The following is a 21,444-nucleotide window of genomic DNA, read 5'->3' as shown; positions in this document are numbered from 1 at the left end:
GTTAATGTAATTTGGTCTGAGACGATGCTGTATGTTTGTAAAATATATACGACGCGATGCATCCCACAAAAGCAAATCCAGCCATAATAGCAAATGCAATTTGGTGCCCCATTTCTAGTCCTTTATAAGCGTCAAGAAAATAGCCATAGAGTAATCCAGCGAAAATATCTGGAGTATAACCAATAATTGAGATAAACCCAACTGCTGTTCCAGTAATTGCTAATGGAATTTTTGCCTCTTCTAAAGTAGCAAAGTACAACACTCTTGCCGAATACACACCTAAAGCCATTGTGCCTATAGATAAGATAAATAACAGTACTGAGTTATCGCTAATTATTCCAGATGCAAAAATAAGGCTAGTAATCGTCATTAATAAAAAACCAATAACTATCCATAATGATGCTTTGGTTCTATCTGCTAGCAATCCAATTGCAATACCTATTATAGGTCTAATATAAAGTAAATAGGTTCCGATTTTTGCTGCTTCGATTTTGTTGTAAAGCATAACTTCTTCAGCATATTGACTAAATATATCAGTCATTTTGTAGGCATAATAAGCACATAAGATTATTATCATAAGTAGCCAAACTGCTTTATATTTTGTTACTTGTTTAAAGTTGTCAAATGTTAGAGATTTAGCTTGTTTTGACTCTATATCTTCAGAATTATCAAATCTTAAAAAGAAATAAACGATTAGTGCTATAGCTATTACTGCAAAAGATGTATATATAATAACTTGTTTAAAGGCTTCACGTCTTTCTGCAATTGATGTTAGCTCAATGTCTTTAGTGATAAATAATGAAAATATATAAACACCTATAGACCCAAATACTGCAGCAACCAATCCACGGCCGCCATCCAAAAAACCAAAAGCGATACCTTGTTTGTTTTTGCCTCCCCATATTCGTGTTGCTTTTATCATGGCAGCCCAAAACAAAAAGATAGTTGTAAAGCCCCAAAAACCATAGAGCAAATGAAGATTAATTAAACTAGGATAAGTGGCCAAATAGAAACCACCCAACGCAGTGAGTAATAATGCTGAAGACATCAATAAATGAGGACGAAACTTATCGGCTAATGGACCACCAAATAAATATGAAAACAATGCTATTGTTCCATACACTGAAAAACAACTCCCTAGTTCAAATTGATTAATGTCAAACGATTCAAGAAACGTTGTTTTAAAAAGACGCTGTAATACGAATGGTAAAATAAATACCGCTTCTGCTGCTAGTATAAGTATTACTATAGCATAAGTGGGCTGTTTGATTTTCGTTTTAATCAATTCGAGTTTTTGGTATTAAAGTTTTCTAATTCATTTCTAAAGGCATTTAACACTTTTACATCAAAATGCCCAGCTTTAAATAGAAAATTGCCTTTATAGTCAATCGTTACACTAAAATCACATGCTTCTAGCCCTTTATCGAATAATTTATATATAAATTGGTTGTTGTCAAAATAACTTACTGTTTTTGGAGCTTCAGGTTCTGAATGGATGAACAATAGTTCAGAGTTCATTTTACTTTTTATAGATTCGGTAGTTTTTTCATAGGAGTTACTAAATAATGCTGCATAATTATTATACCAGCATACATTTCTTGGCTTTAAATACGAAATAGAGATATAATGTAGACTATCAATATTTTTATCAAAGTTTTCTAATAAATAAGTTTTTAACAATTTTAATTGGTCAGTATTTAACTCACCTACATAAATTTGTTTTTTAGCATATGCTACATCTGTTAGTTTGAAATTTTTAGAATCTATATCAGTCTTAGCATTTATAGTCTTGCTTTTACAAGCAAACAAGAATAATGAGAGTAGAAAACAGAGATGAAAAATCTTATTATAATAAGTAACTTTTTTTAAAATAATCATACGCTTAAACTTGTAAAACACCCATATTAAATGGTTTTTCAATAGGAGCGTGGTTGGCTGCTTCTATTCCCATGCTAATCCATGTTCTAGTGTCTAGAGGGTTGATGACTGCATCGGTCCAAATACGTGCAGCTGCATAATAAGGTGATACTTGATTATCATACCTGTTTTTAATCTTGTCAAATAGCTCTTTTTCTTTTTCAGGTGTTATTTTTTCGCCTTGTTTCTCTAGCGATGCTTTTTCAATTTGCAGTAATACTTTAGCGGCAGAATTTCCACTCATTACTGCCAATTCAGCACTTGGCCAAGCAATAATGAGTCTTGGGTCATAAGCTTTCCCGCACATAGCATAGTTACCCGCTCCGTAACTATTTCCGATGACAATCGTAAACTTAGGAACGACAGAATTACTAACAGCATTCACCATTTTTGCGCCATCTTTAATGATACCACCATGTTCAGATTTACTACCTACCATAAAGCCAGTAACATCTTGTATGAAGACTAGCGGGATTTTTTTCTGGTTGCAATTTGCAATAAAGCGTGTGGCTTTATCGGCACTATCATTATAAATCACACCACCAAATTGCATTTCTCCCTTTTTGGTTTTGACCAATTTACGCTGATTAGCTACGATGCCTACAGCCCAGCCATCGATGCGTGCATAAGCTGTGATGATGGTTTGTCCGTAACCCTCCTTGTATTCATCAAACTCAGAATTATCAACTAGGCGTTTGATAATCTCTTTCATATCATATTGATCGGCTCTAGAACGTGGTAAGATGCCAAACATGTCTTCTGGATTTTCAACAGGTTTCTTTGCTGCGACCCGATTAAAACCAGCTTTGTCATAATCACCAATCTTATCAATTAGTCGCTGTATCTTAAGTAAGGCATCTTTATCATCTTTTGCTTTATAGTCGGTTACTCCAGAAATTTCACAATGCGTGGTTGCTCCGCCTAGTGTTTCATTATCTATAGTTTCTCCAATTGCAGCTTTAACTAAGTAGCTGCCAGCTAAAAAGATGCTCCCTGTTTTATCAACTATTAAAGCTTCGTCACTCATTATAGGTAGATAAGCACCTCCGGCAACACAACTTCCCATAACGGCCGCAATTTGTGTTATTCCTAAACTGCTCATAACGGCATTGTTTCTAAAAATACGCCCAAAATGCTCCTTATCTGGGAATATTTCATCTTGCATTGGTAGATATACACCAGCAGAATCCACTAAATAAATAATTGGTAATCGATTTTCTATGGCAATTTCTTGAGCGCGTAAGTTCTTTTTTCCAGTGATGGGAAACCAAGCACCTGCCTTTACAGTGGCATCGTTAGCAACTACTATACACTGCTTACCTTTAACGTAACCTATTTTCACAACCACACCACCAGACGGGCAGCCACCATGTTCTTGATACATGTCCTCACCGGCAAATGCTCCAATTTCTACTGATGGTTTTTTCGAATCTAGAAGAAAATCTATACGTTCTCTTGCTGTCATTTTACCTTTAGAATGGTGTTTTTCAATACGTTTTTCTCCTCCACCAAGTTTTACTTTGGCAAGACGTTTTTTTAAATCGGAAAGGAGTAATTTATTATGATCTTCGTTCTTATTGAAGTTTAAATCCATAGTGTGTTTTATTTCCTACGAATTTACAAAACCCATTACGGATTATAAAGTGAATAATTTATTAAATAATATTACATGGAAATAATTTCCTTGGAAAATAAATATATTTGTTATATATTTGTACCAACAAAAACAATATTAAGATGAAACGAGATAAAATTATTTTTTATGTAGCGACGGGTTTATTAACTTTATTTATGCTGTTTTCTGTAAGCATGTATTTTTTTAAACATGAAGATGTTGCTAAAATGTTCACAAGTTTTGGGTACCCTACATATATAATATATCCTTATGCTATAGCTAAGTTATTAGGGCTAGTTGCGCTTTGGACACCAAAATTTAATGCATTGAAAGAGTGGGCGTATTCAGGTTTCTTTTTTGCATTCATATTAGCATTTTTTGCACATTATATGATTGGAGATGGGGAACAAGGAGGAGCAGTAATTGCATTGGTATTATTAATAACATCATACATTTTTTATAAAAGACTAAAATCAAAAAACTAATGAAAAATATTATAACATTTGCCGCAAGTAATAGTAAAAATTCAATAAACAAACAATTGGCTATTTATGCTTCAAGTTTAGTAACAGATACTGAAGTTACTGTTTTGGATTTGAATGATTTTGAGCTTCCTATTTACGGAATAGACTATGAAGTAGAACATGGAATTCCAGATAATGCACATAGTTTTTTAGATTACATTAAATCTTCAGATGGTATCGTATTATCATTTGCTGAGCATAATGGTGCTTATGCTGCAGTTTTTAAAAACCTGTTTGATTGGATGTCACGTATAGATGGGAAATTATGGAGCGATAAACCAATGTTGCTTATGGCTACTTCACCTGGAGGAAGAGGAGGTGCAACAGTATTAGATATTGCTGCTGGTCGTTTTCCATACATGGGAGGAAACATTGTTGGAAAATTTTCTTTGCCATCCTTTGGTGATAATTTTTCTGATGGAAAAATTACTAATAGTCAACTAAACAATATGCTTCTTGAAGAAGTAAAACAATTAGAAGAATCCCTATAATTATGAACATTCAACATATTGACAGCAATAATAAAGGTGAATTCTTTTATGAAGTAAATGGTGAAAAGTTGGGGTTGATGACTTACAGTCATACTGATTCAAATAAGATTATAATTGATCACACTGAAGTCGATAAATCTCTAAAGGGTCAAGGTGTTGGATATGCTTTAGTTGAAGCGTCTGTTAATTATGCAAGAGCTAAGCAAATAAAAATACTACCTTTATGTCCCTTTGCTACTGCAGTGTTTAGAAAGAAAATTGATTATAGCGATGTGCTATTTTAAAATATAAAACAATGTCCTATTTAAAAACCAAAGAAAATGATGCTGATGTTATGGCTTTTTTAAATGCCATAGATGATGAACAAAAAAAAGCTGATTCTATAAAGCTATTGAAAATGTTTGAAGATGTTTCAGGATATGAAGCAAAACTTTGGGGGAATAGAATTATTGGTTTTGGAAAATATATTTATAAAACTAAAGCAGGTAAAGAAGGAGAATGGTTCTTAACAGGATTTGCACCAACTAAAAGTAATTTATCCTTGCACCTTATGTTTGGATTAGAAGATGAGTCTCATGCTTTGTCAAAGCTAGGTAAGCATAGCATTGGAAAAGGTTGTTTGTACATTAAAACCTTGTCTGATGTAGATATTGATATATTAAAAGGTATAGTAGTTACTATGTTTAGTAAAATGAAAAATGAAGTTCAGTAATGGGAGATATTTCTAAAGATATAAACTCAACATTTCCGAATAGTAAAGTAAAAGCATTACTGAATATTATCTATACCGCAAATTGGATCAATAGTCATCAAACAGCATTTTTTAAACCTTTTGGGATTTCACCACAGCAGTTTAATATTTTGAGAATTCTTCGTGGTGCTGGTGAAGCGATTAAAGTGCAAACGATTAAAGAACGAATGTTAGAGCGTGCGCCTAATGCTACGCGATTAATGGATAAGCTATGTGATAAAGATCTTATTGAACGATTACCTTGCCCAGAAGATAGGAGAGTAGTTCATATTAAAATTACTAAAAAGGGTTTAAGTTTATTAAACGAGATCTCAAAAGAATTTAAAGAAGATCTTCTTGAGAATTTAACTGAAAAAGAAGCTGAACAATTAAGTCATCTGCTTGATAAAATACGTTAAGGTATTTTTTTAACCAAATAGTTTCCATGGAAACTATTAAAACAATAAGACAATGAAATTAAATACGATAAAAAGAGTAGGGCGAAGTGATTTCGTTAATATGGGGCCAATACAATTGCGTCAACCATTACCAACACAAGACATAGATATGGTAGATCCATTTATCTTATTGCACCATTATGGTCCTTATGAGATCAATGAAAAAAGTAATCCATTTGATTTAGGACCACATCCTCATCGCGGATTTGAACCTATAACATTTTTAATTCAAGGAGAGCAGTTACATCGCGATTCTCTTGGTAATGAAAGTGTTGTTAAAGCGGGAGATGTGCAATGGACAACAGCTGGTAGAGGTATAATTCATGCCGAAGGACCAACAAAATCTTTTGTGCAAAAAGGAGGGGTCATTGAAGGTATTCAGTTATGGTTAAACCTTCCTGCTGAAAAGAAAATGATGCAAGCAAATTATCAACACGCAAAATATGAGGAGTTTAACATAATTACATCTGACGATAAAAAGGTTGAAACCAGAATTATTTCTGGTGAGCTTCAAAACACCTTTGGGAAGATTTCAACGCAAACGCCAGTCAATACATTTATGATTAATGCAAAAGCTCAAGGTAATGAGGAAATTAACTTTGATGCAGCTCAGCAAGGGATATTGTATTTGCTAAAAGGTAAGGTAAGAATTAGCGATTCTGAAGTACTAGAATTAAATGAGAATCAATTCATTCAGTTTTACCAAGATGGTGAAGGATTTGAAATAAGCGCAGAGAAAGATAGTTTGATGCTGTTTTTGTCTGGTGAGCCATTTAATGAGAACGTTGCTACCTATGGCCCTTACGTCATGAATACACAAACTGAATTATTGGAAGCTATGCGTGATTACCAAATGGGTAAAATGGGATTTCTTCCAGCGAATTAAATTAAAAACTAAAAATTATGAAAACAATAGTTCATAAAGCAGATACACGAGGATTCGCAAATCATGGATGGTTGAAATCTCATCATTCCTTTAGCTTTGCTAGCTATCAAAATCAGGAACGTATGAACTTTGGAGCGTTACGAGTGTTAAATGATGATACCGTTCAACCTAAAATGGGTTTTGGAACGCATCCACATCAAAATATGGAAATTATTTCAATTCCACTTAAAGGAGCATTATCACACAAAGATAGTATAGGTAATAAGCGTGCTATTGAAGTTGGAGAAGTGCAGGTGATGAGTGCAGGAACAGGATTGACACACTCTGAGTTTAATGATAGTAAAACTGATGAGGTGAATTTTCTTCAATTATGGATTATACCAGAAGAAATAAATGTTACTCCTAATTATCAACAGCGTTTATTTTCTTTAGATGAGACAGTAAATCAATTACAAACAGTCGTTGCTCCAAAGGACAAATTAGAAGCTAATGCTTTACCAATTTCTCAACAGGCTTACATTTATAGAACAACTCTGAATAATAACAAATCTATTGAAGTGAATCTAAAATCGCTTCTTAATGGAGCCTATATTTTTGTTGTAGAAGGAGAAGTTAAAATAATGGATGTCACGTTAGAAAAGAGAGATGCATTAGGTGTTTATGAAACTAATACTGTAGAAATTAATGCAACTAAAGATTCAGAATTAGTGATTATTGAAGTTCCAATGAGTTAATTAAAATCTTTACACATGAATAACAAGAAAAGCATTCTTTTATAGAATGCTTTTTTTAGTTAAAAAATGCGATATTTGTATTTCCCTTAAATAAATTGAATTATGGCGATGAATAAAAATACAGTGTTAGCTTGGGCTACCATAATAATGATAATTGTAGGATTAGGTTTAATAGCATTAGGAGCGTTCCGTTATGATGATGTGGCAGGGTGGGGTTTTGCAGCTGTTGGTATTGGCTTTTTTGCAATTGCTTGGGTGTTTAATGCATTAAAAGGACGTGTATAATGAGTGATGATAAAAAAGTAATATTCTCAATGTCTGGTGTAACTAAGACATTTCAGTCTGCCAATACACCAGTATTAAAAAACATTTATTTAAGCTTCTTCTATGGCGCAAAAATTGGTATCCTCGGACTTAATGGTTCTGGTAAATCTACCTTGCTGAAAATTATTGCTGGTGTTGATAAAAACTATCAAGGTGATGTTGTGTTTTCTCAAGATTATTCTGTTGGATATTTGGAGCAAGAACCACAATTAGATGATGATAAAACAGTAATGGAAGTGGTTCGTGAAGGTGCTGCTGAAACAGTTGCTATTCTCGATGAATATAACAATATTAATGATCAGTTTGGTTTGGAAGAAGTTTATAGTGATCCGGACAGAATGGAAAAGCTAATGAATCGCCAAGCTGAACTTCAAGATCAAATAGATGCCGCTAACGCTTGGGAGTTAGACACTAAGCTTGAAATCGCTATGGATGCTTTGCGTACACCAGATGGTGATAAAAAAATAGCCGTATTATCTGGTGGTGAACGTCGTCGAGTAGCGCTTTGTCGCTTATTGCTTCAAGAACCAGATGTCTTGTTGTTGGATGAGCCAACCAACCATTTGGATGCAGAATCTGTGCATTGGCTAGAACATCACTTAGCACAATATAAAGGAACGGTCATCGCTGTAACACATGATAGATATTTCTTAGATAATGTTGCGGGTTGGATATTAGAACTCGATAGAGGAGAAGGAATCCCTTGGAAAGGAAATTATTCGTCTTGGTTAGATCAAAAATCTAAGCGAATGGCTCAAGAAAGTAAAACAGCATCCAAACGTCAGAAAACTTTAGAGCGAGAGCTAGAATGGGTTAGACAAGGTGCTAAAGGTCGACAAACTAAGCAAAAAGCACGTTTAAAGAATTATGATAAACTCATGAGTCAAGACCAAAAGCAATTGGATGAGAAACTCGAAATATACATTCCTAATGGCCCACGTTTAGGGACCAATGTTATTGAGGCTAAAGGTGTAAGCAAAGGCTATGAGGATAAGTTATTATATGAAGATTTAAATTTCAATTTGCCGCAAGCTGGAATTGTTGGTGTTATTGGCCCAAACGGAGCTGGTAAAACTACAATTTTCAGAATGATAATGGGAGAAGAAACGCCGGATAAAGGTGAGTTTGTAGTTGGCGAAACAGCAAAGATTGCTTATGTAGATCAAAAGCATGCCAATATTGACCCTGAAAAGTCGATATGGCAAAACTTTAGTGATGAACAGGAACTTGTGATGATGGGTGGAAAACAAGTTAATTCTAGGGCTTACTTAAGTCGATTTAATTTTTCTGGAAGTGAACAAAACAAAAAAGTGAGTCTACTTTCTGGAGGTGAACGTAATCGTCTGCACTTAGCAATGACACTAAAGGAAGAAGGTAATGTATTACTTTTGGATGAACCTACTAATGATCTTGATGTCAATACATTAAGAGCTCTAGAAGAAGGTTTGGAGAACTTTGCAGGTTGTGCGGTAGTAATTTCTCATGATAGATGGTTTTTAGATAGAATTTGCACACATATATTAGCTTTTGAAGGTGATAGTCAAGTCTATTTCTTTGAAGGAAGTTTTTCAGATTATGAAGACAATAAGAAAAAACGTTTAGGTGGAGATTTGATGCCAAAACGTATTAAGTATAAGAAGTTGGTGCGATAGTGTTAATTTCTAGTCATAAAAAAGCCAGCTACTGCTGGCTTTTTTATTGTTTATCTATTTGCTTTTTTAGCTTTTCATTTTCTTTTTTTAAGGTATGTACTTTATATAAATTCAATATTAATAAGACTAAAATTGTTGCTAAAGCAATAGTTAGTATTGTTGTTATTTTTGAAAGAGTATCATCCATATTACTTATTTGTATTATCATATAAATGACCATCGGTAAAATCTTGATAACTCTTATCTATTTCAGATTTATAGAAACTATTGTCAGTTAACTTCTTGTTTTCGGCCTTTAATTTGTACATCTTAATTATTGCAATTGCAATAAAAATTAAAAATATAGATGCCGTAACAATGAGAACTATGGTAAGTTGCATCGTGCTTACAAGGGAAATATTTGAAGAATAAGTAGTTAGCATTCCAATAGGTTTAATTCGATTTGGTCTTCAAATATACAATAAATATTATAATAGAAGCAATTAATCTATAAAAAGTTACACTTAATCGATAAAATATCAAAAAATTACTTGTACCAGTCTAATTGAACAACTTCTATAGATTCATCACCTTGATTAACTAGCGTCTTAAATTTTTCAACATCACTCATGCCATCTTTTCCTCTATAATGATATGGATAAACTGTTTTTGGCTTGAATTCAATAACTGCTTCAGCTGCTTTATCAACCGCCATTGTCCATGGCAAGTTCATACAAATAAAAGCTTTGTCAATGTTTTCTAAAGCTCTCATTTCTGGAATATCTTCAGTATCGCCAGAAATATAAATACGCTCACTTCCAATAGTTAATACATAACCATTTCCCCTGCCTTTTGGGTGATATTGTAAAGCTTCTTCACGTAAGTTATACATTGGTATGGCTTTAAATGAAATATCGTTAATTTCTACTATTTCATTATTATTGATAATTGAGATTCGTTTAGGTTTAAAACTTTCAGGAAATTTATCTACTACAGCTTTAGGAGCAATTACTGTTGAAGAGGACACATCTAGTGCTTGTAAGGTTTCAATATTATAATGATCTCCATGAATATCAGTAATCAAAATAATATCAGGAGTAGCGAATCCTTTAAAGGCATCTGTACCTCCTGTGGGATCAACATAAATAGCTTCTTCTGCATAGGTCAAAACCATAGTAGCATGAGAAATAGGATGGATACTTAGTGTTTTTTCTTTTGAAGTTGTTTCAGCTACTAAATCTTTGGTATTCGTTTCAATGTCTTTATCTATGGGGTCTTTTGTGTCGTTTTTGCAAGAGACCACTAATATACAAGCGATAAGCAATATTGTTTTATAATATTTCATAATATAATGTTTTGAGTACCTAAAGATAATTACAAATCGATTCTTGGGAAAGTTTGTAACAAAATAATCCATTTAGAGACAGATATTTTAGGCAGATTAAGTTTTTAAAATCATATTTTTTAACGAAATTGCTAGTCCTAAATATTGTCCAACTTTAATACACCACATAAATATGTCTGATGATTTTGATTTATTAGAAACGAATTCCAACGAGAAAACTGAGAAAGTAGATGTAAATTGGGGTAAAGCTATTGACCAAATGAAGTCTAAGCTTGCTCAAGAAGATGATCCAGAAAGTCGTCAGAAAATCTTGAATGCAACCTTAGATAATGTTGTTGATATGGCTGAAAAAGACCGTTCTACTTTATTAGATGCCATTAAAGATTTAACCGATTATCAGGATGAAGTTGGTATCATGTTCGAAGGGTTTTCGGCTTTAAATGCAGCTGAACAGAAAATCATTGATGATGCTGTCAAACGCCTCGAACGTGCTAAAATAGAATTAGAAGATGCCAACGCTAAGCCTGATACGTTTTGGAATAACTTATTTGGAAGAAAAGGAAAAATCAAAAAGGCAGAAGAAGAGCTTAAAGCTGCCCAAAAAGAACGTGATGCATCAGATAACAAAGCTAAAGCTATGTTTCAACAGCGAATTGAAAGCGCAGATGTACAAACCTTATTAAATGAATTGTCATTTAAGAGTCAGGCTGCTATTAAACGTTTAAAAGATAGAGAACTTGAAATCAAAGAAGTTGAAGAGAGTTTAAAAACAGCTATTGTTGAAGCGAGTAATAATCATACAAAAGCTTTAGAAAAGAAGAAACAAGTAGAAACACAACTCGAAGAGCAATATGCCTTATTAAAGCAAGCACGTCAGGCACTAGAAGAAGTTGCCGACAAGCAATCGACTGAGTATTCTGAAGCTTTAGAAAAAGTAACACAGCTAGAACAAAAAGTTGAAGAGCTTGAAGGTTTAAAAAATGCTTACACCACATTAGCAGCTTCAAAAGATAGTTTTGTGCATAAGCATAACTTAACAATTAAAGTATTAACGTCTTTACGTAGTAACCTGCAAACGCATCGTGCAAAACTTAAGAGTGATACAGACGAGCGTTTGAAATATTATGATGGTTATGTTGTGGCTTTAAAAGCGCGTACAGATCAAGAGTTTGCTGCTATTTTAGAGCATTTAGGTGTGAAAACCGATGAGCATATTGGAGAAACCTTAGCAGCAATGCATACAGCAAGTGCTAAGGCACGTCAAGAGATGATGGATAATATTCCAGTGCATGAAAAAGTAATGCAAGGGGTTTATGGCAGTTATGCAGAAGCTTTAAAAGAAATCAGAACAAAAGATTCTGAAATCCAGAAAAACTTTGCAGATCGTTATGGTATTGATATGAAAGAAATTTTTGATGAATATTATAATGCAGACCCAAATGCACCTTCAGATGGAGGAGGAGAACCAGAAGGAGAACCTAAACCAGAAGCTAATGACGACGATTTATTGTCTTAAAGATGAGTTGAACCGTTTTTGTAAAAAAAAGTGTAACTAAAAATAATGGCGTTACCCTCTGCCGCTAATTGCCACAGAGGGTCAGGCTTTCCTCTATATCTTTTTTCTGAAAAACGAAAAAAGGATGCCGTATCAATCCTTAACGCAGCGCATAAATTATGAAAATAAAATATTTTTTGGTGTCAATTGCCGTCGTGTTTTTGCTATCAGGAGTGCTCTCTTTTATTTATTTCTCTAACGATCATGTAGAATGTGATACGTTAACAGAAATGACCCAAGGAGCACAGGGCAATACTGTAAAAACAGTAACTCATGTTTGTAAAGAGAAATTCAATTTTTAATTCATAGAATGTATTCTAATCAATGATTGTAACTCCATTAGATTCGGCCGTATTAGACTCTAAAGAGCAGTATGTGTTTTATCATAAGATGATAGACTTTACGCTTAAAGAGCTTATTGTTGCTGTGCAACAACAACAGATACTCTCTGAACAGGAAATCCTGCTATTTAAGCAATATTGTGATTTGTTATTGTATTCAATTGAAGCCATGCGTGTTAAGTATATGTATGATGATGAAGAAAACATGAAGGTAGATTTAACCGATTCAGGGTTTCCAAATTACTTAGAGTTTAGATATTTATTTAATGATCTAGAATTGCGTGAAGATTATTTAGGTAAATTAACAAATATAGCTGTATTAAAAGAAGAATTTTTAGATACATTGTTGCGTAAAAAAGAACCAATCGCAAAGCGTAAATTATTTCAAGCGGCATCGATAGTCTATTATTCTTCTGCTAAGAAAGAATACATTTTCAATCGCTTTGTTCAAGGTAAGATTATTGAAGCACCTCAAGGATCACCTGGTTCACATTTAGTAAGCTGGAGCTTTTATGAGGTATCCCATAATAGACCATTTATTTGTTATATGTATTTCAACTATGATGGTAGCAATCCAACTAAAGATCGAGAAGATATTTATTATGCACTTAAAACGGTCGCAGATCGTGAATTGGCTTTAGACATGATGGCTTATGCGATTGATAAACGCTTACCAAAAGTGTTTCCTAAATTAATCAAACGTGTTGATTTGGGGCCAATACATAACGTATTTGCAAAAGACGAAAACAAAGTGACGCATGCAATACTAGAGGGTATTTCTAAAAAAACAATTCCTTTAGAATCTTACGCAATTTCCTTTAAAATAGATGAAGTTAGCTCTAAAAGTGAATTTAAAGAAGGCAGCTTTTTTAGTAAGCAAACCTTTCAAAACTGGAATGCCACATTTAGGCAACGTTATGTCTTTGCACCACATAGAATTATTCAGCTATTATATAATAAAACGCCTGAAGTTATGAATAAGCTAGCCAAAGCACCTATTCAAATTGCTGATTTAAAAGTAAAAAACTAAACACCATGAAATATTTAATTATAATCTTTCTATTTATAATTTCATCAAATGATGTAGTTGCTCAATCATCACCTGATGAGATAGTAGAAACGTTTTTTGAGAAGTATAAAACAGGAGGATCTACAGATGCATTAAATTATATTTATAGTAAAAATGATTGGGTTAATCCATCTAGTGATGATGTTTTATTACTTAAAAACCAAATGGAAACACTTACGGAAGATTATGTAGGTAAATATTATGGTTATGAATTAATTCTTGAAAAGAAATTATCTGATAGTTATGTCTTGAAAAGCTATTTAGTAAAATATGGAAGGCAACCATTAAGGTTTAATTTTCAATTTTATAAACCCAATAAAGAATGGATTTTTCACGGATTTAGTTTTGATGCTAATTTGACAGAAGAAATAAAGGAAGCTGCTAAATTGTACAATTTCCGATTAAACTAATTAAATTATATCTCGTATTTACAGCAAATAGATAACTGAAGACTATACATATGGAACACAACTCAACATTTCCTATAAAACAAAATGAACTCGATATGCTTCGTGATGAAGCCACGTCCTATATAAAAAGCATCCAATGGGAGCAAGGGCAGCGTGCCAAAAATAAAGATAAAGACGCTAAAGATGAATCCATACTATTGTATTTGTCTCGCGCTAAAGGAAATGGTGGAGCGGAAATTACATCAGTATCAAAAACGATTTTAGAATTAAAGAAGCGATTATTGCCAGAATCGATTGCAATTCCTCTGCATCTTAATCAGACTTTATATGCCGTTCAAGAAGGAATTACTTTAGGGATTTGGATTAAGGATAGCTATTATGATGCTTCAGGATTATCTAGTTTGGCTGAAAATAAATCGGCATTAGATACTTCTGGGAAACGAGAATATGAAAGTAAAATGCAAACAGGAACAGCATTTATGTTGTTTGCTACTGCTTATAAAATTTTACATGATTTAAAGACTGTAGCTTCTGATGATTTGAGTGTCATGAAGAACAAATTTGCTGGTATTCCTGAGGTGTCATTAATGACTCCTTTAAAAGGAGTGTCATGTGCCTTATTTTATTACGATAAATATTTAGGTCATCCAGAGATTATAAAATCGGATCAAGATGTTGTTGATTTTACTGTAGTCTACTTTGAGGCACTTATTGCCGAAATTCAAATGCGTAGAAGCAGTTTGGAGTATACTGAGACTATTACAGATAGAACTTATAAACTGGAAAACTCAGATTTTGCTGTATCTGGTTGGGATAATGTATTCCAAGGTGCAGCAAAAAGTGTAGAATTTAATAAAATTCAGTTTGAGCAAATCGTAGGTAATAGAGATGCTAAACATTTTGCACGTCGTTTAACTGAACGTATGTTGAGCTACGATTTTGACGCTAAGAAAAATCCGTTTCAAGAACTTGGCGGATTTATGCCTGTGTTTATGGGTTATGGTATCCCAGGAACAGGTAAAAGTATGTTGATTGCTGCCATAGCAACACGTTTGAAAGAACATTGTGACAATCTCGATATTCCTTTCTTATTCCATCCAATGCCAGATACATTGATATCTACATTTCAAGGAGGTTCGGCTGAAAAAATGGTAGATTGGATGAAACCTTTGCAGGATCCTTCAAAGTTAATATTCGCACCAATTGATGATGCCGAAAATAACCTGCAAGAGCGAACAGCTCAAGGGGTTTCTGCTGGTGTAAAAGAAGTGATAGGTGTATTTTTAAGATATACAGAAGGTGCTTATGCAGTAAATTACGGAAACAGTTCCATTGGTTTATTTACTAACCTTCCAGAAATGCTAGATAAAGCAGTTATTTCACGTGTACAAGGTCGTTTCAAAATTGATGGGGCTCGAACTGAGCATGACTTTTTAGATCAGGATCATTTATGGTGGAGAAAACTAGATAAAACTATGCCAGATTTTGTAAATATGCAAGGCCCTAGTGATTATGAATATCTTCAAGATCAAGGATTAGCAAAGAATATGGGCGAAATATTAAACGTTTCTAATAAACCAGCGGAAGAACGAGTGTTAGAGGCTTATGATAAGGCTGAAAAGCGATATAAATCAACAGAGCACTTATTTTATGCGACATTATATAAAGAAATTCAGAAGATATTTCCATTCTTTTCATCACGTGATGTAAGAAACATTCAAAGTGCCGTATCCTTACGTCTTACCGATTTCGATTTAGAACAAGATTGGTTTGAAAATCCAGATATTTACTTTAAGAAGGACTATGAGACTAAATTTAATATGTTGCAAGAATTGATGAGAGCTAATATGAAAGGTTTAGATTTTTCTGAGATACGTCGTCAAGAAGTTGTGAGATATTTAGATAATGTAGCGACAATTGCCGATACTGACTTTAAGCGAAAAGTTGATGCAAGAATTAATCAATTGAATATTGAAACTGAAGCACGAGAGCGATTTAGTGAAAGGGATTAGTTATGGACAAACTAAAATTAGCAAACTTATATAGAAGTGAACTTATTCCTGTATCTGGGAAATTAGTGGAGCGTTATAATAAATGCCTAAAAAAACTGGGTTTTACTGAAACAAATTTGACCCATTTTTCTATTGATGGTATTGGTTGGAGCCCTGAAGTTGCTGAAGAAAAAAACGATGAGAACTATTTATGCAATGGAGAATCTAATCCGCATGGCATTATTATTTCTCCTCTTCAAAATAAAAAACCAGTCTATCTCCCATACCATACCTTTGATAGAGATATGATGGTTCAAGTATTTAAGACGCATGGTGATAAGATAAATGATATCACTCGTGATTCTGCCATTTGTATAGATTTTGATCAGAGTATTGATGTGTTTTACGAACCCTTAGATGTATTACGTTACCAAACCGTTACTGTAAGATTTCATCTTATTGATAATCTTGATAATGTTAGAGAGGAACAACTTCAACTGATTGAAAAATTTAAACAAGGCAATAACTTTATTGATGAGGAATTGCACCAACAATTATTAGACTCGGCCAATAGATATGGCGATTTAAGAGAACGTGATTTAAACCTAAGGTCTATAAGCTATGTAACCGATTCGTTTTATACAAAATCCTTTGGTGGTGTTTATGTATTGCGCGATTTTATCTCACCAATAGTTGTGTTCGAGGATATGAAATGGTATAAGGAAGCCATAAAAGATACAGTTCATGATGTTATCATTTTCCATATTTCACAGCATCAATTAATGGAGAAACTAAGAGATCATATTATTATCGCATATGATCTAGAAGAGATAGTTAAAACCAAACGTTACGATCGTATCAAAAAGTTTGAATTTGCACAACACCTTAAAGATACTAAGCATCCTATAAAAGAAATTCTTAATGATCCTTTATTGTTTAAAAGTTATTTAAATAAAGTTGATATTGAGACTCGTAAAAAAGTAATGAGTGTTGAGCGTTATTTAGAAAAATTAGAAACTAGTAATCAATATAAAATTTCAGATATTGTCGATGAAGATTTATTTGAAGCTATGCATGAACCACATTCGAGCTTACATCCAAAACATCAGGATCTTATTTGGAAATTATTAGTCAATATTGCTCCAAAAGATGTCCTCTTCTTATATTGGTACGATAAGCAAGAGTTTTATAAGCTGTACGAGACTTGGGATGAATCCTTACAGGAGTGGGTGATTGAGACAATTAGTAACAATATTTAAGAAATTTAGACTAACTTTATAAAGCGTCAATTAAAACAGAAGTCATGGGATTAGAACTAATTATATTTATTGTAGCAGTACTATTTGGAATTTTTCTCTATTGGAGAGAATCTAATGGTAATGGAGCATATCGTATGCTTAATAAAATTGTAAATAGTAAAGAGCTTCAAATGCCTGCAGATAGTAAAAAAGGCTTTGTGTTTCAACAAGCATTTTTACCTCGCCTTATTTTTGTGGTTACTATTGTACTAGTTGCGGCTTTAATTGTTGAATTTTTAACTCCAATTTCAGTATTTGGAAGTTATAATGGTATTTCGGCATTTTCATCTTTTGCAGCCGGAACTTTATTAGGAACTTATCTAGCAAATATTGTCCTAAAATCTTCTAAAGTTATTGAAGAACAAAGTGAGTCTCTAGAAGATAAGCTTGAGAATGTAGTTGAAAAAGGCAAAGATTTTATTGAAGATTTAAAAGCTAAAGACACGAAAGTCGAAGAAAAAGTTGAAGAAGAAATTAAAGAAGATATAGTACCTAAGGCTGATCAAAAATCGGCACGTGACCGATTGAAAGATAAGGGTCTAATGTAATGTGATATAAGTCACTCAATATTGTCACACCGAGCGGAGTCGAAGTGTACATAGAACTAAATATATTTAATCTCATCGAGTGCAGTCGAGAAGCTTTAATTAGGTCTCGACTTCGTTCGACCTGACAGAAATTAAAAGCATGCTAAGAAACTATTGGAATAAAGGAAAAAAGCAAAAATTCATTATCATATTTTTGGGATTAATTTTACTCATCGCATTATTTGTACTACGTGATGACTATCAACCAGCGTTACTCTTTTTTAGAAAATATATCTTCATTATTGTTTTAAGTGTAGTGATTTTGTATTTCGGACTTAAACGATTCCGAAATTCTGCAAGTACAGGTAAACGATTAGGAACTCTTGCATTGCTCATAGGATTTTTTGGGTTGCTTTATGTGGTTGGATGGCATTTGAAATTGTATGATTACATGAGAACATATAATGTGTTTAATGATTTAAATAAAGTTGAAATAAATGACCTTCCTTTAACGCAAAATGAACGTATTCAGCCATTGCGTAATATTTTTTCGATGGCTAATGAAAGTGTAGGAGAAACTAAAGATGTGTCTTTACCTCATTTGGTACGCGTTGATAATGAAAACAAATGGACCATGGCAATTCAGCCTTCTGAAAATTATACATTTCAGCAAATTAGTGACAATACTGAAGAAGTCTTTGCCGTATCTAGTACATCTCCATTTCCGCGATTTTCAGCTGAAAATCGCATTCCTGTGACCTTTTCAATTGGAGAATCTTTAAAGTTTAGTCGCAATACATACAATGCTGTTGTACAGCGTTTTAATCCTTGGATGCTATTTAATTATGAACCAAGCGATACATTTTATATGAAGAATGATTCAGGGCAATGGGTTCAAGTTGTGAGTTTAATTAAATGGAAAGGCTTTTTCTTTCCTTATCCTAGTTTTGGTGGTGTCATGGTTATTGAAAATGGGGAACACGATTTTAATGACTATCTAGAACGTATTGCAATAGGTAAAGGCACATTTATTTCGCCAGAAGAAATGAAGAATTATCCTTATTTAAATAAACAAAATACCTTGTCTGAAAAAGTCTCACGTTTGCAAGCTGAGTCATTAAAATTCTTAGGAGGATTTAGCGATCCATTACCATGGAATATGGAAACAGCTGTGAAGATTCCAGATTTACCTGATGATCAAAATCAACAGCCTTTTGTAACCGATTTTGATTTTGCTGGATCAGAAAGTGATGCTTATAGTGGATTATACCATTGGTTTGGATTAGAGCCTGTTGGTGATGAGCGTACCAGTTTGAGTTATAGTGTTTTTGTTCCTGCAGACGGAACCGATAAATTATATTACTATGATCATGCTGCGAAAAAGCAAGGTTATGCAGGTGTTTCTGCAATGCCATTAAAAGTGATTGAATCTCGTAAAGAATTTGATTGGTCTGTAAATAAACCTGTTGAGTTTAGACCTTACATTAAAGATATTGCGGGACGAAAGCGTTTATTTTTCCTTGGAACAATTTCTGCAATCAAAGAAAATGCCGCAGGACAGTTTGATGGATCAGCAACACCAGATTTAGCATTAATTGATAGTGAATATCGCGATGTAATTTGGATAGATGTTAAACATCCAAGTACTTGGGATAAAGAAGTCTATGACCAATTAGGTGAAGCTTGGCGTTCTAGCGAAGGAATAGGATATTATTTTCAAAAGGAGTTACAAGACGAAGATTTAATGGTTCAACAAGCAGTAGACTCTATAATGGCTGTTCCACAAGTTGATCAAAATAAAGATGAAATTGAACGTTTGCAGCGTAAATTAGATTCTTTAAAGGCATTGGATGAATCTATTAATAACTAAGAAGATTAAAATTGAAGATTTTAAACAGTAGGAGAGTCTTTGGTTTTACTTTGTATAAGCGTGTTAGAATAGAAGAAACTACCTTAGTTTTTAACTCAAAAAAAGTACACTGCGACGATATCGGATTGTTTATTGTAGGCAAGTACCCTAAATTAGAATACAATTTTGTATCCGTTTTTCCAAAAAAGGAGTGGAAAGTCATTGCATTCGACACTATAAATCTTGCTATTTTAAACTTAGCCTTAACTGGTACAATCTCGATTCATAGTTATAAAGACGAACAATCTTTCCTTGGTGGTTTTAAGTATAAGAGTAGAGGATATTACTTTAAAATTGAAGACATTTTTACAGATGAAGATTTGCTAACCAAGGCTATTTTGAATGCGATTAATGAGGTTGATAAAAAAGATCTTACAGTTATTAATTTAAGAGATGTTATTCCAAAGTTTTTAAATACATTTTTAGATGCTAATAATACATATGGAAGACCTGAGAAGCAATTTATTATTGAATTATTGAAACGTTACTCTAGAAACAATAAATGGTTAACTATTGAACACAAAGAAAAGTTGCTAGGAATCTATAGAGATTACGCTATAAAAATTGAACCAATTTATATTCCTCGAATACATATGCAACATCAAGAATTATTAGATGCCTATAAAAGTGAAGCTAAATATAATAGAAGCTATCAACTATTTAGGAATAAATTTAGGGAAGAATTAAATTGGGATTTTAAACGAAGACACCCTAAAACTGTTTAATCATTATAGTTTTAATTCCATTTTAATGTCACTTCTTGCATAAGGAGAGTCTTTTTCTACAGGAATTTCAATAAAACCATACTTTCTGTAAATATAAATAGCATTTTCAAGTTTCGTATTTGAGTACAGAATTAGTTTTGATAAATCCATTGACTTAGCAAAATTAATGCAATGTTGCATTAGACGTTGTCCTATTTTTTGTCCACGTTGATTAGGCAAAACAGCCATTTTTGTAAGTTCAACAACTTTTGGATTTTCTGTTGGCATTAAAGCGACCGTCCCTAAAATTATTCCATCTCTTTTAGCAAAAAAGATATGTCCACCTTTATTAATGATGTATTTGTCTGGTTTACTTAAGACTTCTTCATCAAAGGGTTCTACATAAAAATAAGTTTTTAGCCATTCTATATTTAACTCATAGAAGTACTGTGCGTATTGAGGGTCATAATCAATTACTTCAAAACTATGAATTGCGTATGACGTTGCTTTGTCTATAATAGTTGCACTTAAGCATTTTGTATTAAGCTTATCCTCCAATATATTTAAATGTTCTGTAAGCGAGTTTGAGGCATGAGTTGTATAGTCTTTAGCAACTTCATCTATGACGTTCCATAAAGGTCGCATCCGATCAACAAGTAGTTTGCCTTTATCTGATAAGGTTAAGATTTTTTTTCTCCTATCTATAGCATCGTTTTTATAATTAATTAAACCTTTAGCAATTAACTTATTGGTTGCTTGGGTAATAGCAGGTTGAGATAATTTTAATGCTTTTTTTATATCAACATTAGCGACACCATCTTTTTTTACATCAATAATTTTGATAACTGGAAATAAATAAGGATCAAAATCAATATTATAATAATTGTAAGTGACTTGCACTTCTTTCATAATGACTTCACTCAATCGTTTCAAACGTGAACCCAAAGCCAATTCACTAAACCCTCTTAATGCATCCATAGTATTT

24 protein-coding genes are annotated in these 21,444 nt (G+C 33.1%); 18 read left to right on the top strand and 6 right to left on the bottom strand.

All coding sequences use genetic code 11. The features are described from left to right. Position 1: 1 nt before the first annotated feature. Genes ACTU6T_RS15355 through ACTU6T_RS15345 form a run of 3 tightly spaced genes read right to left on the bottom strand, consistent with a single transcriptional unit; the run spans position 2 to position 3,511 of the window. A complete protein-coding gene (locus ACTU6T_RS15355) occupies positions 2-1,285 on the bottom strand; it encodes an MFS transporter (RefSeq protein WP_460219080.1) in 1,284 nt (427 codons plus the stop codon). Then, complete coding sequence (locus tag ACTU6T_RS15350; protein WP_460219079.1) at positions 1,282-1,878, bottom strand: hypothetical protein; 597 nt, start codon at positions 1,876-1,878, stop codon at positions 1,282-1,284. The genes ACTU6T_RS15355 and ACTU6T_RS15350 overlap by 4 nt, the downstream gene beginning before the upstream one ends. 4 nt (positions 1,879-1,882) lie before the next feature. Continuing rightward, a complete protein-coding gene (locus ACTU6T_RS15345) occupies positions 1,883-3,511 on the bottom strand; it encodes an acyl-CoA carboxylase subunit beta (protein WP_460219078.1) in 1,629 nt (542 codons plus the stop codon). A 143-nt stretch (positions 3,512-3,654) separates the two neighbouring features. Here ACTU6T_RS15345 and ACTU6T_RS15340 point away from each other — a divergent pair, with 143 nt between their 5' ends. The 9 genes from ACTU6T_RS15340 to ettA all read left to right on the top strand — a co-directional run bounded on the left by ACTU6T_RS15340 (position 3,655) and on the right by ettA (position 9,331). Beyond that, positions 3,655-4,017 (top strand): DoxX family protein, encoded by a 363-nt coding sequence (locus ACTU6T_RS15340; RefSeq protein WP_460219077.1) that lies wholly within the window; start codon positions 3,655-3,657, stop codon positions 4,015-4,017. After that, on the top strand, positions 4,017-4,547 hold the full coding sequence (locus ACTU6T_RS15335; protein ID WP_460219076.1) for an NADPH-dependent FMN reductase: 531 nt from the start codon (positions 4,017-4,019) through the stop codon (positions 4,545-4,547). Before ACTU6T_RS15340 ends, ACTU6T_RS15335 begins: the two co-directional genes overlap by 1 nt. 2 nt (positions 4,548-4,549) lie before the next feature. Next, positions 4,550-4,831 (top strand): GNAT family N-acetyltransferase, encoded by a 282-nt coding sequence (locus ACTU6T_RS15330; RefSeq protein ID WP_460219075.1) that lies wholly within the window; start codon positions 4,550-4,552, stop codon positions 4,829-4,831. Between the two features lie 11 nt (positions 4,832-4,842). Next, positions 4,843-5,259, top strand: a complete 417-nt coding sequence (locus ACTU6T_RS15325; RefSeq protein ID WP_460219074.1) for a DUF1801 domain-containing protein — start codon at positions 4,843-4,845, stop codon at positions 5,257-5,259. Then, positions 5,259-5,696: a MarR family winged helix-turn-helix transcriptional regulator gene (locus ACTU6T_RS15320; RefSeq protein WP_460219073.1), complete on the top strand. Its 438-nt coding sequence runs from the start codon at positions 5,259-5,261 to the stop codon at positions 5,694-5,696. The genes ACTU6T_RS15325 and ACTU6T_RS15320 overlap by 1 nt, the downstream gene beginning before the upstream one ends. A 52-nt stretch (positions 5,697-5,748) precedes the next feature. Beyond that, positions 5,749-6,621, top strand: coding sequence for a pirin family protein (locus ACTU6T_RS15315; RefSeq protein ID WP_460219072.1), 873 nt, complete (start codon positions 5,749-5,751; stop codon positions 6,619-6,621). Positions 6,622-6,638: 17 nt separating this feature from the next. Beyond that, positions 6,639-7,355: a pirin family protein gene (locus ACTU6T_RS15310; RefSeq protein ID WP_460219071.1), complete on the top strand. Its 717-nt coding sequence runs from the start codon at positions 6,639-6,641 to the stop codon at positions 7,353-7,355. A gap of 102 nt (positions 7,356-7,457) precedes the next feature. After that, positions 7,458-7,640, top strand: coding sequence for a CAL67264 family membrane protein (locus tag ACTU6T_RS15305; RefSeq protein WP_460219070.1), 183 nt, complete (start codon positions 7,458-7,460; stop codon positions 7,638-7,640). Then, positions 7,640-9,331: an energy-dependent translational throttle protein EttA gene (gene ettA, locus ACTU6T_RS15300; RefSeq protein ID WP_460219069.1), complete on the top strand. Its 1,692-nt coding sequence runs from the start codon at positions 7,640-7,642 to the stop codon at positions 9,329-9,331. The genes ACTU6T_RS15305 and ettA overlap by 1 nt, the downstream gene beginning before the upstream one ends. A 188-nt stretch (positions 9,332-9,519) precedes the next feature. Here ettA and ACTU6T_RS15295 read toward each other — a convergent pair whose 3' ends face one another. Both ACTU6T_RS15295 and ACTU6T_RS15290 read right to left on the bottom strand, forming a co-directional pair. Beyond that, positions 9,520-9,753 carry a hypothetical protein gene (locus tag ACTU6T_RS15295; protein ID WP_460219068.1) on the bottom strand — a complete coding sequence of 78 codons (234 nt, stop codon included), beginning with the start codon at positions 9,751-9,753 and terminating at the stop codon, positions 9,520-9,522. Positions 9,754-9,857: 104 nt separating this feature from the next. Beyond that, on the bottom strand, positions 9,858-10,655 hold the full coding sequence (locus ACTU6T_RS15290; protein ID WP_460219067.1) for an MBL fold metallo-hydrolase: 798 nt from the start codon (positions 10,653-10,655) through the stop codon (positions 9,858-9,860). A 172-nt stretch (positions 10,656-10,827) separates the two neighbouring features. Between ACTU6T_RS15290 and ACTU6T_RS15285 the strand changes: the two genes are divergently transcribed. From ACTU6T_RS15285 to ACTU6T_RS15245, 9 genes are all read left to right on the top strand, one after another. Then, positions 10,828-12,171, top strand: a complete 1,344-nt coding sequence (locus tag ACTU6T_RS15285; protein ID WP_460219066.1) for a coiled-coil domain-containing protein — start codon at positions 10,828-10,830, stop codon at positions 12,169-12,171. 158 nt (positions 12,172-12,329) lie between these two features. Then, positions 12,330-12,512 (top strand): hypothetical protein, encoded by a 183-nt coding sequence (locus ACTU6T_RS15280; protein WP_460219065.1) that lies wholly within the window; start codon positions 12,330-12,332, stop codon positions 12,510-12,512. A gap of 22 nt (positions 12,513-12,534) precedes the next feature. Continuing rightward, a complete protein-coding gene (locus tag ACTU6T_RS15275; protein WP_460219064.1) occupies positions 12,535-13,581 on the top strand; it encodes a hypothetical protein in 1,047 nt (348 codons plus the stop codon). Between the two features lie 5 nt (positions 13,582-13,586). Then, positions 13,587-14,030, top strand: coding sequence for a hypothetical protein (locus ACTU6T_RS15270; protein ID WP_460219063.1), 444 nt, complete (start codon positions 13,587-13,589; stop codon positions 14,028-14,030). Between the two features lie 50 nt (positions 14,031-14,080). After that, entirely contained in the window at positions 14,081-16,042 is a 1,962-nt protein-coding gene (locus ACTU6T_RS15265) for an AAA family ATPase (protein WP_460219062.1), read from the top strand. A 2-nt stretch (positions 16,043-16,044) separates the two neighbouring features. After that, complete coding sequence (locus ACTU6T_RS15260; RefSeq protein ID WP_460219061.1) at positions 16,045-17,280, top strand: DUF6638 family protein; 1,236 nt, start codon at positions 16,045-16,047, stop codon at positions 17,278-17,280. Positions 17,281-17,324: 44 nt separating this feature from the next. After that, positions 17,325-17,867: a hypothetical protein gene (locus tag ACTU6T_RS15255; RefSeq protein ID WP_460219060.1), complete on the top strand. Its 543-nt coding sequence runs from the start codon at positions 17,325-17,327 to the stop codon at positions 17,865-17,867. Positions 17,868-18,006: 139 nt separating this feature from the next. Next, positions 18,007-19,716, top strand: a complete 1,710-nt coding sequence (locus ACTU6T_RS15250) for a hypothetical protein (RefSeq protein ID WP_460219059.1) — start codon at positions 18,007-18,009, stop codon at positions 19,714-19,716. Between the two features lie 11 nt (positions 19,717-19,727). After that, the gene (locus ACTU6T_RS15245) at positions 19,728-20,480 is read left to right on the top strand and encodes a hypothetical protein (RefSeq protein WP_460219058.1); all 753 of its coding nucleotides are present in this window, start codon (positions 19,728-19,730) and stop codon (positions 20,478-20,480) included. A gap of 3 nt (positions 20,481-20,483) precedes the next feature. On the opposite strand, the gene ACTU6T_RS15240 is transcribed toward ACTU6T_RS15245, so the two are convergent. Next, positions 20,484-21,437, bottom strand: a complete 954-nt coding sequence (locus ACTU6T_RS15240; protein WP_460219057.1) for a bifunctional helix-turn-helix transcriptional regulator/GNAT family N-acetyltransferase — start codon at positions 21,435-21,437, stop codon at positions 20,484-20,486. Positions 21,438-21,444 lie beyond the last annotated feature (7 nt).

It is taken from the genome of Psychroserpens citreus (genome assembly GCF_055686305.1).
Note: the sequence above shows the minus strand (reverse complement) of the source record. Positions and strands in the feature narration are given on the sequence as shown.